This window comes from Streptomyces sp. NPDC047880 (genome assembly GCF_040706515.1).
GTDB lineage: Bacteria > Actinomycetota > Actinomycetes > Streptomycetales > Streptomycetaceae > Streptomyces.
The window spans coordinates 670238-683984 of sequence record NZ_JBEZOK010000001.1 but is presented as its reverse complement, the minus strand read 5'-3'; the positions used below and the strand labels follow the sequence as shown (position 1 = coordinate 683984).

Annotated in this window: 11 protein-coding genes and 2 tRNA genes; 3 read left to right on the top strand and 10 right to left on the bottom strand. The window is 68.9% G+C overall.

Translation table 11 applies throughout. From position 1 onward, the window contains the following. Positions 1 to 4: 4 nt before the first annotated feature. Positions 5 to 1528, bottom strand: a complete 1524-nt coding sequence (locus AB0937_RS03275; RefSeq protein WP_366709219.1) for a folylpolyglutamate synthase/dihydrofolate synthase family protein — start codon at positions 1526 to 1528, stop codon at positions 5 to 7. 160 nt (positions 1529 to 1688) lie between these two features. Then, positions 1689 to 4346: a valine--tRNA ligase gene (locus tag AB0937_RS03270; RefSeq protein WP_366709218.1), complete on the bottom strand. Its 2658-nt coding sequence runs from the start codon at positions 4344 to 4346 to the stop codon at positions 1689 to 1691. Between the two features lie 138 nt (positions 4347 to 4484). Between AB0937_RS03270 and AB0937_RS03265 the strand changes: the two genes are divergently transcribed. Then, positions 4485 to 5447 carry a hypothetical protein gene (locus tag AB0937_RS03265; RefSeq protein WP_366709217.1) on the top strand — a complete coding sequence of 321 codons (963 nt, stop codon included), beginning with the start codon at positions 4485 to 4487 and terminating at the stop codon, positions 5445 to 5447. Positions 5448 to 5520: 73 nt separating this feature from the next. Here the strand turns inward: AB0937_RS03265 and clpX are convergent, their stop codons facing one another. From clpX to AB0937_RS03240, 5 genes are all read right to left on the bottom strand, one after another. After that, a complete protein-coding gene (gene clpX, locus AB0937_RS03260; RefSeq protein ID WP_031114127.1) occupies positions 5521 to 6807 on the bottom strand; it encodes an ATP-dependent Clp protease ATP-binding subunit ClpX in 1287 nt (428 codons plus the stop codon). A gap of 181 nt (positions 6808 to 6988) precedes the next feature. Continuing rightward, entirely contained in the window at positions 6989 to 7696 is a 708-nt protein-coding gene (locus AB0937_RS03255) for an ATP-dependent Clp protease proteolytic subunit (RefSeq protein ID WP_366709216.1), read from the bottom strand. A gap of 109 nt (positions 7697 to 7805) precedes the next feature. After that, the gene (locus AB0937_RS03250) at positions 7806 to 8411 is read right to left on the bottom strand and encodes an ATP-dependent Clp protease proteolytic subunit (protein ID WP_192234658.1); all 606 of its coding nucleotides are present in this window, start codon (positions 8409 to 8411) and stop codon (positions 7806 to 7808) included. A 357-nt stretch (positions 8412 to 8768) separates the two neighbouring features. Further along, entirely contained in the window at positions 8769 to 10148 is a 1380-nt protein-coding gene (gene tig, locus AB0937_RS03245; RefSeq protein ID WP_366709215.1) for a trigger factor, read from the bottom strand. Positions 10149 to 10343: 195 nt separating this feature from the next. Continuing rightward, positions 10344 to 10420, bottom strand: a tRNA-Pro gene (locus AB0937_RS03240). Positions 10421 to 10583: 163 nt separating this feature from the next. Here AB0937_RS03240 and AB0937_RS03235 point away from each other — a divergent pair. Continuing rightward, positions 10584 to 10657, top strand: a tRNA-Gly gene (locus AB0937_RS03235). Positions 10658 to 10878: 221 nt separating this feature from the next. Here AB0937_RS03235 and AB0937_RS03230 read toward each other — a convergent pair. Both AB0937_RS03230 and AB0937_RS03225 read right to left on the bottom strand, forming a co-directional pair. After that, positions 10879 to 11049, bottom strand: coding sequence for a hypothetical protein (locus tag AB0937_RS03230; RefSeq protein ID WP_366709214.1), 171 nt, complete (start codon positions 11047 to 11049; stop codon positions 10879 to 10881). A 219-nt stretch (positions 11050 to 11268) separates the two neighbouring features. Then, positions 11269 to 11463, bottom strand: a complete 195-nt coding sequence (locus AB0937_RS03225) for a hypothetical protein (RefSeq protein WP_031107160.1) — start codon at positions 11461 to 11463, stop codon at positions 11269 to 11271. A 709-nt stretch (positions 11464 to 12172) separates the two neighbouring features. Here AB0937_RS03225 and AB0937_RS03220 point away from each other — a divergent pair. Beyond that, on the top strand, positions 12173 to 13285 hold the full coding sequence (locus AB0937_RS03220; RefSeq protein WP_366709213.1) for an acyltransferase family protein: 1113 nt from the start codon (positions 12173 to 12175) through the stop codon (positions 13283 to 13285). Positions 13286 to 13300: 15 nt separating this feature from the next. On the opposite strand, the gene AB0937_RS03215 is transcribed toward AB0937_RS03220, so the two are convergent. Then, positions 13301 to 13738, bottom strand: a complete 438-nt coding sequence (locus tag AB0937_RS03215; RefSeq protein ID WP_366709334.1) for an HD domain-containing protein — start codon at positions 13736 to 13738, stop codon at positions 13301 to 13303. Positions 13739 to 13747: the final 9 nt, after the last annotated feature.

Sequence of the window (13747 nt, the reverse complement as noted above, 5' to 3'; positions counted from 1 at the left end):
GGACTCAGCCCTTCCCCAGGAGCAGTCGGGCCTCGCCGACGGTGATGACGGAACCGGTGACGAGCACACCGCCGCCGGAGAACTCGCCCTCCTCCTCGGCCAGCGTGATGGCGGCCTCCAGGGCGTCCGGGAGTCGCGGCTCGACCTGGACGCGCTCCTCGCCGAACACCTCCACGGCGATCCCGGCGAGCTCGTCGGCGTCCATCGCGCGGTGGCTGGAGTTCTGCGTGACCACGATCTCGGCGAACACCGGCTCGAAGGCCTCCAGCAGCCCCCGTACGTTCTTGTCGCCGCTCGCGCCGACCACGCCGACGAGCCGGCTGAACTGGAACGCCTCCCCGATCGCCTCGGCGGCCGCCCGGGCACCCGCCGGGTTGTGGGCGGCGTCCAGCACGACCGTCGGCGACCGGCGCACGACCTCCAGCCGGCCCGGCGAGGCCACGGCGGCGAAGGCTTTGCGGACCGTGTCCAGGTCCAGCGCGTCGGCCCGTTGCGCACCGACACCGAAGAACGCCTCGACGGCGGCGAGCGCGACGGCCGCGTTGTGCGCCTGGTGCGCGCCGTGCAGCGGCAGGTACACCTCCGGGTACTCGCCGCCGAGCCCGCGCAGCGTCGCCAGCTGCCCGCCGACGGCGACCTGCCGCTCGACGACGCCGAACTCCAGGCCCTCCCGGGCCACGGTCGCGTCCACCTCGACGGCCTTCTTCAGCAGCACCTGTGCCGCCTCGACCGGCTGCTGCGCCATGATGACCGTCGCACCCTGCTTGATGATGCCGGCCTTCTCCGTGGCGATCTCGGCGTGCGTGGTGCCGAGCCGGTCGGTGTGGTCGAGGTCTATGGGCGTGACCACCGCGACGTCCCCGTCGATCACGTTCGTCGCGTCCCAGGAGCCGCCCATGCCGACCTCGACGACGGCCACGTCCGCGGGGGCGTCGGCGAAGGCCGCGTAGGCCATGCCGGTGAGCACCTCGAAGAACGACAGCCGGTACTCCTGCGCGGCGTCGACCATCTCCACGTACGGCTTGATGTCCTGGTACGTCTCGATGAACCGCTCGGCGGAGATGGGGGCGCCGTCGAGGCTGATGCGCTCGGTGATCGACTGCACGTGCGGCGAGGTGTAGCGGCCGGTGCGCAGCTCGAAGGCACCGAGCAGGGCCTCGATCATGCGCGCCGTGGAGGTCTTGCCGTTCGTCCCCGTGATGTGGATCGACGGGTACGACCGCTGCGGCTCCCCCAGCACGTCCATCAGCGCGGCGATACGGCTGACCGAGGGCTCCAGCTTGGTCTCACCCCAGCGGGTGGCGAGCTCGGTCTCGACCTCGCGCAGGGCCTTGTCGACCTCGGGGTCGGCGGGGCGCGTGGGGATGTCGGCGTCGGGCGGACCGCCCTGGGTGCGCAGGGTGCGGCTGCCGGCTTCGATGACGGCGAGGTCGGGGTCGCGGGTGGTTTCCTCCGCGATGATCTCGTCGAAACCGTCGAGAGGGTCGGGCTGGTCGTCGGCGTTGTGGTCTGGAGGGAGCTCGCTCACGGGGCCCAGTCTACGGAGACCGACTGACATTGCTTGCGGTGGCTTGTGCCGTCATGTGGTGCGGGTGCGTCGTGGCTTGTCGCGCACTTCCCCGCGCTCCTGAAGTGCGGGAAGGCCCCGGTGCTCAGCAGCACCGGGGCCTTCACGGCCGTACGGACCCTTACGCCTGCGGCAGGCGCTCCAGCTGGGCCTGGATGCGGGCGATGTCCTCCTCCGCCTTGGCCAGGCGGGTGCGGATCTTGTCGACGACGTGGTCGGGGGCCTTGGCCAGGAACGCCTCGTTGCCGAGCTTGGCGTTCGCCTGGGACTTCTCCTTCTCGGCCGCGGCGAGGTCCTTGGCCAGGCGCTTGCGCTCCGCCGCGACGTCGATCGTGCCGGAGAGGTCGAGGGCGACCTCGGCACCGGCGACCGGGAGGGTCGCCGTCGCCGTGAAGGACTCGCCCTCCGGCTGGAGGCGGAGCAGCTGACGGATGGCGGCCTCGTGCGGCGCGAACCGCGTGCCGTCCAGGGTCAGCCGGGCCGGGACCCGCTGGCCGGGCTGGAGGCCCTGGTCGGCGCGGAAGCGGCGGACCTCGGTGATGACCGACTGGAGGGACTCGATCTCGCGCTCGGCGTCGGCGTCCCGGAAGCCACCCGGTGCCTCAGCACCAGGAACAGACACAGCCTTGGGCCAGTCGGCGATGACGACCGACTCGCCGCCGGTGAGCGTGGTCCACAGGGTCTCGGTGACGAAGGGGACCACCGGGTGCAGCAGCTTCAGCGTGACGTCGAGGACCTCGCCGAGGACGCGCTGGGAGACCTCGGCCGCCTCGCCTCCCGCCTGGAACGTCGTCTTGGACAGCTCGACGTACCAGTCGAAGACCTCGTCCCACGCGAAGTGGAACAGCGCGTCGGAGAGCTTCGCGAACTGGTAGTCCTCGTAGAACGCGTCGACCTCGGCGACCACCGAGTTGAGGCGGGAGAGGATCCAGCGGTCGGTCGAGGACAGCTTCGACGCGTCCGGCAGCGGGCCCTCGATCGTCGCGCCGTTCATCATCGCGAAGCGCGTGGCGTTCCAGATCTTGTTGGCGAAGTTCCGGGAACCCTGGACCCAGTCCTCGCCGATCGGGACGTCGACACCCGGGTTGGCGCCGCGGGCGAGGGTGAAGCGCAGGGCGTCGGAGCCGTACTTGTCCATCCAGTCCAGCGGGTTGACCGCGTTGCCGAAGGACTTCGACATCTTCTTGCCGAACTGGTCGCGGACCATGCCGTGCAGGGCGATGGTGTGGAACGGCGGGGTGCCGTCCATCGCGTACAGGCCGAACATCATCATCCGGGCGACCCAGAAGAAGAGGATGTCGTAGCCGGTGACCAGGACGGAGTTCGGGTAGAACTTCGCGAGCGACTCTGTCTGTTCGGGCCAGCCGAGCGTGGAGAACGGCCACAGGCCGGAGGAGAACCAGGTGTCGAGGACGTCGGTGTCCTGGCGCCAGCCCTCGGCCTCGGTGCCGGGTGGCTGCTCGTCGGGGCCGACGCAGACGACCTCGCCGTTCGGGCCGTACCAGACCGGGATGCGGTGGCCCCACCACAACTGCCGCGAGATGCACCAGTCGTGGAGGTTGTCGACCCAGTCGAAGTAGCGCTTCTCCATCTCCTGCGGATGGATCTTGACCTTGCCGTCGCGGACGGCGTCACCGGCGGCCTTCGCGAGCGGGCCGACCTTGACCCACCACTGCATGGACAGCCGCGGCTCGATGGTGGTCTTGCAGCGCGAGCAGTGGCCGACGGAGTGGACGTAGGGCCGCTTCTCCGCGACGATCCGGCCCTCGGCGCGCAGCGCGGCGACGATCGCCGACCGCGCTTCCAGCCGGTCCAGGCCCTGGAAGGGGCCGTGGGCGGTGATCACGGCGTGCTCGTCCATGATCGTCAGGGCCGGGAGGTCGTGGCGCTGGCCGATCTCGAAGTCGTTCGGGTCGTGCGCCGGGGTGACCTTGACGGCACCCGTGCCGAACTCGGGGTCGACGTGCTCGTCCGCGACGACCGGGATGGAGCGGTCGGTCAGCGGCAGCTTGACCAGCTTGCCGATCAGGTGCTGGTACCGCTCGTCCTCGGGGTGGACGGCGACAGCCGTGTCACCGAGCATCGTCTCGGCACGGGTGGTGGCGACGACGATGGTGTCGTCCCCGTCGCCGTACTTCATGGAGACGAGCTCACCGTCGTCGTCCTGGTACTCGACCTCGATGTCCGAGATGGCCGTCAGACAGCGGGGGCACCAGTTGATGATGCGCTCGGCGCGGTAGATGAGCTCGTCGTCGTAGAGGCGCTTGAAGATGGTCTGGACGGCCTGGGAGAGGCCCTCGTCCATCGTGAAGCGCTCGCGGGACCAGGCGACACCGTCGCCCAACCGGCGCATCTGGCCGCTGATCTGGCCGCCGGACTCGCCCTTCCACTGCCAGACACGCTCGACGAAGGCCTCACGGCCCAGGTCGTGGCGGGACTTGCCCTCCTTGGCGAGCTCCCGCTCGACGACGTTCTGCGTGGCGATGCCGGCGTGGTCCATGCCCGGCTGCCACAGCGTCTCGTATCCCTGCATGCGCTTGCGGCGGGTCAGGGCGTCGATGAGGGTGTGCTCGAAGGCGTGCCCCAGGTGGAGCGAGCCCGTGACGTTCGGCGGCGGGATGACGATGGTGTACGGCGGCTTGTCGCTCTTCTCGTCCGCCTCGAAGTAACCCCGCTCTACCCAGCGCTCGTACAGCGGCCCCTCTACGTCGGCCGGCGCGTACTGGGTCGGCAGGTCGGTGCTGGGCGCTGGTGGCTGCTGCTGAGCGTTCTCGGTCACGGGGGTCAGTTTAGAGGTGTCACGACCCCGTCCCGAAACGCGTTTCGTTTGTAACGGTGGGGGCCCCGATGCCATGCACACGGCGAGTCTGCGCCAGGATGTCCGGAACACATAAGCATCTGGAGGGGAACCCAGAACATGAGTTACAACCAGCCGGGCCCGTATGGCGGGCAGCAGCCCCAGCAGCCCGGCCCGTACGGCCAGCCGGGTCCGTACGGCCAGCCGCCGCAGGCACCCCAGCCCGGCTACGGCTACCCCCAGCAGGCCCCTCCGCCCCAGCCCGGTTACGGCTACCCGCAGCAGCCCCCGCAGGGCGTCCCGCCGCAGCAGGCCCCTTACGGCCAGCAGCCCCCGTACGGCCAGCAGCCGCCCTACGGCCAGGCCCCGTACGGCGTGCCCCAGCCCCCGGCCCCGGGCGGCGGCAAGAAGAAGACAGGCCTGATCATCGGCGCGGTCGCGGTCGTGGCGGCGATCGGCGTCGGCGCGTACTTCGTGATCGGCGGGGGTGGCGGCGCGGGCGCGCTGGAGGACGACGGGCCGCACAAGCTGGCGACTCCGGCGACCGTGCTCAGCGAGTACAAGCGGACCACGAAGGACGGAGCGACCGCCGGCAACGACTCGACGTCGGAGCTGGAGAAGAGCGGCGTCAAGAACGCCAAGTCCGCAGCGGCCCTCTACTCCACCGTGGACCTGAGCGACTACGACCCCAACGATCCGGCGTCCGCGGCGAAGATGGCAACGGCCAAGACCCTCTCCGTGGCTGGTGCGTACGGTGAGATCTCCGACCCGGAGGCGACGCTGGACCTGTTCTTCGCCAATTTCAAGAAGTCGGCCGATAAGGAGACCTCCACCGGATCCGGCAAACCGGAACTGGTCGGTGAGCCAGAGGCGGCGGATCTCGACGGCGCGGTCATGAAGTGCCAGTCGGTCAAGGGGCAGGACCAGCTGACCAAGAAGGAGAAGACCAACTGGTTCTGCGCGTGGGCCGACTACAGCACCCTCGCCATCGTGTCGCCGGGCGACGCGGCCCAGGGCGTCACCAAGGACGTGGCGATCGACCTCACCACAAAGGCTCGCAAGGAAATCCGCGTCAAAGCCTGACGATCCCCCCAGACGCAAAAGGGAAGGGCCCCGGTCGATGACCGGGGCCCCTTCGTATGTCCCAGGTGGGCGGCTACGCCGTCTTCTGCTCGCCCGGCCCCCGCCCCCGCGCGTCCCGCGGGATCAGGGTCGGGTTGACGTTCGACTGGACGACGTCCGCCGTGATGACGACGCGGGCCACGTCCTTGCGGGACGGGACCTCGTACATCACGCCCTGGAGGACTTCCTCCATGATGGCGCGCAGGCCTCGCGCGCCGGTCTGGCGGAGGATGGCCTGGTCGGCGATGGCTTCCAGGGCCTCGCGCTCGAAGTCCAGCTCCACGCCGTCGAGTTCGAAGAGGCGCTGGTACTGCTTCACCAGCGCGTTGCGCGGCTCGACGAGGATCTGGAGCAGGGCCTCGCGGTCGAGGTTGTGGACCGAGGTGATGACCGGGAGGCGGCCGATGAACTCGGGGATCATGCCGAACTTGACCAGGTCCTCCGGCATGACCTCCTGGAACTGGTCCTTGGACTCCATCTCGCGCTTGGAGCGGATCTGCGCGCCGAAGCCGATGCCCTTGGCGCCGGCCCGGGCCTCGATGATCTTCTCCAGGCCCGCGAAGGCACCACCCACGATGAACAGCACGTTCGTCGTGTCGATCTGGATGAACTCCTGGTGGGGGTGCTTGCGGCCGCCCTGCGGCGGTACGGAGGCCGTGGTGCCCTCCAGGATCTTCAGCAGGGCCTGCTGGACGCCCTCGCCCGACACGTCGCGGGTGATCGAGGGGTTTTCACTCTTCCGCGCGACCTTGTCGATCTCGTCGATGTAGATGATCCCGGTCTCGGCCTTCTTGACGTCGTAGTCGGCCGCCTGGATCAGCTTGAGCAGGATGTTCTCGACGTCCTCGCCGACGTATCCGGCCTCCGTGAGGGCCGTGGCGTCGGCGATCGCGAAGGGGACGTTCAGCATGCGCGCGAGGGTCTGCGCGAGGAGGGTCTTGCCGGAGCCCGTGGGGCCGAGGAGCAGGATGTTGGACTTCGCCAACTCGATGGCGTCGTCGCGGCCGTTCGCCCCGCCGTTCTCACCGGCCTGCACGCGCTTGTAGTGGTTGTACACCGCCACGGAGAGGGCCTTCTTGGCGGCCTCCTGGCCGACCACGTAGCCCTCGAGGAACTCGTAGATCTCGCGGGGCTTCGGGAGCTCCTCCCAGCGGACCTCGCTGGTCTCGGCCAGCTCTTCCTCGATGATCTCGTTGCAGAGATCGATGCACTCGTCGCAGATGTACACACCGGGCCCTGCGATGAGCTTCTTGACCTGCTTCTGGCTCTTGCCGCAGAACGAGCACTTGAGCAGATCGCCGCCGTCACCGATGCGTGCCACGGTGTGCTTCCCCTTCGCCTGGGAGACTCCTGGACGCCGACGTCCAGCGGACTCCTGGTGCTGCCTTATGTCCGACGGTACCTTGCCGGGCCCCCCGTTCGGGCCCCCCTTGGCGCGGTTCGCTTTGACGTGAACCGAGCCAAACCGTGCCAAGGGGCGGCAGACGTTACAGCCTCTCGCCTCAACGCAGGCTCGAGTTGTCCATCTTCCGGGTGGTGATGATCTGGTCGATCAGGCCGTAGCTCAGCGCGTCCTCGGCCGTGAGGATCTTGTCGCGCTCGATGTCCTCGCGGATCTTCTCGACCGGCGTGGTGGAGTGCTTGGCCAGCATCTCCTCCAGCTGCGAGCGCATCCGGAGGATCTCGTTGGCGGCGATCTCCAGGTCGGAGACCTGACCGCGGCCGGTCTCGCTGTACGGCTGGTGGATCAGCACGCGCGCGTTCGGCAGGGCCATGCGCTTGCCCGGCGTACCGGCGGCCAGCAGGACGGCGGCGGCGGAGGCGGCCTGGCCCATGCAGACCGTCTGGATGTCCGGCTTCACGTACTGCATCGTGTCGTAGATCGCCGTGAGCGCCGTGAAGGAGCCGCCGGGGCTGTTGATGTAGACCGAGATGTCACGGTCGGGGTCCATCGACTCCAGGCACAGCAGCTGCGCCATGACGTCGTTGGCGGAGGCGTCGTCGATCTGGACGCCGAGGAAGATCACGCGCTCCTCGAAGAGCTTCGCGTACGGGTCGTACTCGCGAATGCCCTGGGAGGTGCGCTCGACGAAGCGGGGGATGACGTAGCGGGACTCGGCCTGCGGGCCGGTGTAGCGGCTCTGCGAGCCGCTCATGTCCTGCACGGCGTGCATACGGTCGTAGATCCCGCTGCCGGGGAACTGGTTCACGGTGTCTCCTGAAAAGGGCTGAGGCGGTCGGCTGGGGCAGTCTGGGGACGCTGGGGCCCGGGAGGGCTCCATGGGCCTCACGGGGCGCCACAGGCCCCGTGGGAACCGCTCAGGCCCCGGTGCCGCCGCCGCCCGGCATGCCGGCGGCCGTGGGGATGACGTCGTCGATGAGGCCGTACTCCTTGGCCTCGAAGGCGTCGAACCAGCGGTCGCGGTCCGAGTCGCGGGTGATCTGCTCGACCGTCTGGCCGGTGTGCTGCGAGGTCAGCTCGGCCATGCGCTTCTTGGTGTGCAGCAGCCGCTCGGCGTGGATCTTGATGTCCGAGGCCGAACCGGCGAGGCCGGCGGAGGGCTGGTGGATCAGGATCTCGGCGTTCGGCAGCGCGAAGCGCTTGCCGGGGGTGCCGGCGCTGAGCAGGAACTGGCCCATCGAAGCCGCGAGGCCCATGGCGATGGTGACCACGTCGTTCTTGATGAACTGCATGGTGTCGTAGATCGCCATGCCGGCCGTGATGGAACCGCCGGGGCTGTTGATGTACAGGTAGATGTCCTTGTCCGGGTCGGCGGCAAGGAGCAGCAGCTGCGCGGTGATCTTGTTCGCGATGTCGTCGTCGACCGGCTGGCCGAGGAAGATGATCCGCTCGTTGAGCAGCCGGTTGTAGACCTGGTCGCCGAGGCCACCACCGATGGAAGGCTCGCCGGCGGCTGAGGGCATCAGATTCGTCACGTATCCACCTGCTCGTCTTACGACGGCGCCGGGCCGTCTCACGTTTCCCTAGGGGCTAGGAGCCGTTCGGGGACTCCACTGCCCTCGTATTCATGGACCCTAACGCGCGGGTCCCTTCGGGGAATCCCGGAGATGGGAGTGTTCGCCGGGGGCGTAGCGCGGTGGGCTCCGCCGGGGCGCCGTGCGGTCTCGTCGTGGGTGGTGCGGAAATCGCCGGGCCGCGGGCGGGTGGGGGCTTGTCGCGCAGTTCCCCGCGCCCCTGGAGTGCGCGCTTGCCCCCTGGGTGGCGAGAAGGCCCTGGGGCACGCCCCAGGGCCTTCTTCACAGACTCACCGCTACCGGGGCTCAGCCCTCGGTCTTCTCCTCGGCGGAGGCCTCCGTGGCCTCGGCCTCGGCGGACTCGGTCTCGTCCTCTTCGTCGTCGAGGTCGATGATCTCGCCGTTGGTGTCCTTGACCGTGGCCTTCTCGACCACGACGGCCAGGGCCTTGCCGCGGGCGACCTCGCCGACCAGGAGCGGAACCTGGCCGCCCTCGACGACCGCCTGGGCGAACTGGTCGGGGGACATGCCGGAGGAGGCCGCACGGCGCATGAGGTGCTCGGTGAGCTCCTCCTGGTTGACGTTGAGCTTCTCCTGCTTGACGAGCTCGTCGAGCACGAACTGGGTCTTGATGCCCTTGACCGCGGCCTCACGGGTCTCGGTCTCGAACTCCTCCTCGCTCTTGCCCTGGATCTCCAGGTACTTCGCGAGGTCGAGGCCCATCTGGCCGAGCTGGTGGTGCTCGAGGTTGTGCTTGCGGGTGTTGACCTCGTCCTCGAGCAGCTTCTCGGGGACGGGGACCTCGACCAGCTCGAGCAGCTTCTCCAGGACGCGCTCCTGGGCCTGCGTGGCCTGGTCGTACTGCTTCATGTTCTCGAGGCGCTTGCGGCTGTCGGCGCGCAGCTCCTCGATGGTGTCGAACTCGGAGGCGAGCTGCGCGAACTCGTCGTCCAGCTCGGGCAGTTCGCGCTTGGCGACCTGGGTGACCTTGACGGTGACCTCGGCCTCCTTGCCGGCCGCCGAGCCGCCCTTGAGCTCGGAGGTGAAGGTGGCCTCGCCACCGGCCTCCAGGCCCTTCACGGCGTCGTCGATGCCGTCCAGCAGCTCGCCGGAGCCGATGGTGTAGGAGACGCCGTCGGCGACGCCGTCCTCGAGGACCTCGCCGTCGACCTTGGCCTGCAGGTCGATCGTCACGACGTCGCCGTCCTCGGCGGCACGCTCGACCGGGGCGGTGGAGGCGAAGCGCTCGCGCAGTTCCTCGACGGCCTTGTCGACGTCCTCGTCGGTGACCTCGACCGCGTCGACCTCGACCTCGATGCCGGAGAAGTCCGGGATCTCGATGGCCGGGCGGATGTCGACCTCGGCGGTGAAGTTCAGCGTCTCGCCGTCCTTCAGCTCCGTGATGTCGACCTCGGGCTGGCCCAGCACGCTGAGCTCGGCCTCGTTGACCGCGTCGGTGTAGAACTTCGGAAGCGCGTCGTTGACCGCCTCCTCCAGGACCGCACCGCGGCCGAACCGCTGGTCGATGACCCGGGCCGGGACCTTGCCCTTGCGGAAGCCCTTCACCGTGACCTGCTGGTTGATCTTCTTGTACGCCGCGTCGAGGCTGTCCTTGAGCTCCTCGAAGGGCACCTCGACAGTGAGCCGAACCCGAGTCGGGTTCAGGGTCTCCACGGCGCTCTTCACGGTTCGGTCTCCTTGTGGCTGACTTCTTGGTTTCTGCCGGGGCCAGAGCGGCCCGGCGGATTTCGCCGCCCGGAGGACTTCAGACGCTGAGACACACGGGCGTGCAGCTTGCATAGTAACGGCAGCGACTACACCGCCCAAAAGGCGATCACCCGAGGTGATCGGATGGGCGATCACTCGAGGTGATCGGGTGGCTGGTCGGGGTGGCGGGATTTGAACCCACGGCCTTCCGCTCCCAAAGCGGACGCGCTACCAAGCTGCGCCACACCCCGTTCGGTGCGACACGTAGGGTACATGCCCACAGGCGGTGCGGCCGCCGCATTTCCACCGGGTTCGTGCCGCGTCGGGCGGGGCGGGAATGCGGTGTGCGACGAAGGGCGCCGACCCGCTAGGATGCCTTCAGTGCCGCGGTCACACGACCTGCGGCGCACGCGTGCGGGCGTAGCTCAATGGTAGAGCCCTAGTCTTCCAAACTAGCTACGCGGGTTCGATTCCCGTCGCCCGCTCCATATGACTCAGGGCCAGGCCGGAGGGATTTTCCTCGACCTGGCCCTGAGTGTTTCCCTCGTCGACCAGGTCGCTCAGCGTGTCAGCGGTCTTCCGGCGTCCAGGGTCCGTGACCGAGTGCTCGTGGCCGACGGGTGCCGGGGATCCGGCGCCGGAGGGATACGGCCTGCCTGGGCGGCGGCCGAGGCGGCCCTGCCGGTCGGCACCGCCGTCACCGGCAAGGTCATCGGCGGTAGCCGTTCGGTGTCTTCGCGCGGATCGACGACGTCGCCGTCTTCGTGTAGATCGACGGAATCGCCGATGCCGCCCTGGGGCCGGCGGAGATCTCCGCCGCACCGCCCGAGGCCGCCCCTCCCCGCTGTGTTTCCAGGCCGGCGGGTGCCTGGTCGCGCACGCCGACCGCGATTGTCAGGTCAGGATCAGGTTCGGCGACCGGGGCGGCGAGCCCACCGTTCCGCCGCTGGATCCGATGCCCCCGGGGGTCAGGAGACGCGTACGCCCACGGAGCAGGCGGGGCGGATGCCGCACGGGACGTGGGCCGCTCGGCCGGGCCGGCTCGTACGGCTCGGGCTGTCGCGGGGGGCCGCGGCCGGAGGGGGCGCTTCCCGGTCGGTCAGAAGCTGATGGAGTTGATGGTGTCCGCTATCGAGTTGAGGAAGCGGTTGATGGACGGGGCCATGCCGGTGGAGGCGAGGAAGAAGCCGAAGAGGATCGCCACGATGGCCGGGCCCGCCTTGATGCTCCCTCCTCTCAGCAACACCACAAGGATGATCGCCAACAGCAGCACCACAGACAGTGAAATGGCCACAACTGATCACACCCTCGGTCGGTCCGCTCTCCCGGCCCGGGGACGCGACCCCGCGCACCCCGCCAGAACCATCGTGCCACCAACACGGCCGGGCTATGCGGGTGGTGACGCATCGACCACACCCGTGTCGCGTCCGTCCCCGTGCGCGGCCGGTGTGTGACGCCTCCGCGCGGGTACCCGACACCGAGCGGTCGCACGGCAATTCGACGAGCCACCCCGCGCAGGAAATTCGGCCGCATCGTTTCCGTCTCCACACAATGCGTTCGCAGGTATTTCGAATTGTTGCCACGGACTCACCAACACCCCTGTGGGCAGGGGCTGAAGAAGGACGGAAGCGGACATTCCGCTGGAGTCGCCTGCTGGTCTTATGCACCGCTTAGTCCTGAAGTGTCAGGACAAGCAGGGCGGGTCTGGTGCGCAAAATCCGCCATCGGGCGATGTGTTGACCATCACGCCGACAGTGATGTCAACTACCCGTAATCCGGGGTACCCGCAGCGAATAGCCAGGAATGACGTCCGGCGTTTTACGAATAGCTGCAGGGAACGCTAGGGTGCCTCAGATGTTCCACGCTGCCTCGTCCCCCGCACGCGCAGCGAGGTCCCGGATCGTCTCCCCGAGCTCTTGGTGGGAGGGTCTGTGACGAACTCGCTGCGACCGAACGGCGACCGCAGGGCGCCACTTCCCCCGGCACAGTCGCCGGCCGACGGAGTGCCGAGCCCTCGCTCGCCGCAGAGCACGCAGAATAAGCAGAACGGCAAGCAGCGCGACGCGTTCTTCGACAACGCCAAGTACCTCGCGATCGTGCTGGTGGCCATGGGCCACGCCTGGGAGCCGCTCAAGAGCGACAGCCGTGTTCTCGAGGCCGCCTACCAGGTCGTCTACGCGTTCCACATGCCGGCGTTCATCCTCATCTCCGGCTACTTCTCGCGCAGTTTCGACATGCGTCCCAGCCGGCTGAAGCGCCTGATCACCGGCGTGGCCGTGCCGTACATCATCTTCGAGACGGCCTATCCGCTCTTCAAGCGGGTCATCGACAACGACCCGCACCAGGAGATCAGCCTCCTCGACCCCTGGTACCTGACCTGGTTCCTGGTCGCGCTGTTCGTCTGGCGCCTGACCACCCCCATCTGGAACCTGGTGCGCTGGCCGCTGCCGCTCGCGCTGGGTCTCGCCATGCTGGCGACCGTCACGCCGGAGATCGGTGACGACCTGGACCTGCAGCGCGTCCTGCAGTTCCTGCCGTTCTTCGTGCTGGGGCTCATCATGAAGCCCGAGCACTTCCACATGGTGCGCCGCCGTTCGGTGCGGATCGCCTCGGTGCCGGTGTTCGCCGCCGCGCTGGCCTTCAGCTGGTGGGCGGTGCCGCGCATGAACACCGCGTGGTTCTACCACCGGGACGCCGCGCAGGAGCTGGGCGCCCCGTGGTGGACCGGCCCGGTCATGGTGCTCGCGATGTTCGGCTGCTCCCTGGTGCTGACCGCGTGCTTCTTCGCCTGGGTGCCGCGCCGCCACATGTGGTTCACCGCCCTCGGCGCCGGCACGCTCTACGGCTACCTGCTGCACGGCTTCCTGGTGAAGGCCGGTGACTACCAGGGCTGGTTCGAGGCGTCCTGGCTGCACCGGCCGACCGGGGAGATCCTCGTGACCGTCCTCGCGGCCGCCGTCGTGACGGTGCTGTGCACCAAGCCGGTGCAGCGCGCCTTCCGGTTCGCGATGGAACCGAAGATGGACTGGGCCTTCAAGCCGGACGCGGCCGAGCAGGCCCGCGAACGCCAGAGCGCCGAGCGGCGCGAACGCGAGCGCGAGAAGGTCAACGCCTGACCCCTGCGGCAGCGTTCATCCCACCAGACCGAGAAGTACGCGCATCCGCGCGTACTTCTCGGTCAGTCGTTCGCGGGTCGCCGCGTCGAGGACCGCGAGGCGCGCCGGGTCCGCGTTGTGCGCCAGGTCCGACTCCTTCACCAGCAGCGCGCCGGGCGTGGCGAGGATCCGCGCGGCGTACGCCTCCGGCGTCTCCCCCGCCCGCTTGGTGACCGCGAGGACGATGTCCTTCGTACGGCTGCTCAGCGCGGCCCCGCGCAGCCACTGCGCGGAGAGGGCGTCGTCCTCGACGGCGTCGTGCAGCCAGGCCGCCGCGATCTGCTCCTCGTCGCCGCCCCGCGCCCGAACGCCCTCCGCCACGGCCCGCAGGTGCTCGGCGTAGGGCCGGCCCGCCTTGTCGGTCTGGCCGGTGTGCGCCGTGCGGGCGGTGGCCTCCACCTGGGCCAGGGTCATACGGGGTGT

Bases quoted from the DNA above. Each gene is read 5' to 3' on its own strand.
- AB0937_RS03265 (WP_366709217.1), top strand. From the start codon at position 4,485: ATGAGTTACAACCAGCCGGGCCCGTATGGCGGGCAGCAGCCCCAGCAG.
- AB0937_RS03250 (WP_192234658.1), bottom strand. From the start codon at position 8,411: ATGCCCTCAGCCGCCGGCGAGCCTTCCATCGGTGGTGGCCTCGGCGAC.
- AB0937_RS03215 (WP_366709334.1), bottom strand. From the start codon at position 13,738: ATGACCCTGGCCCAGGTGGAGGCCACCGCCCGCACGGCGCACACCGGC.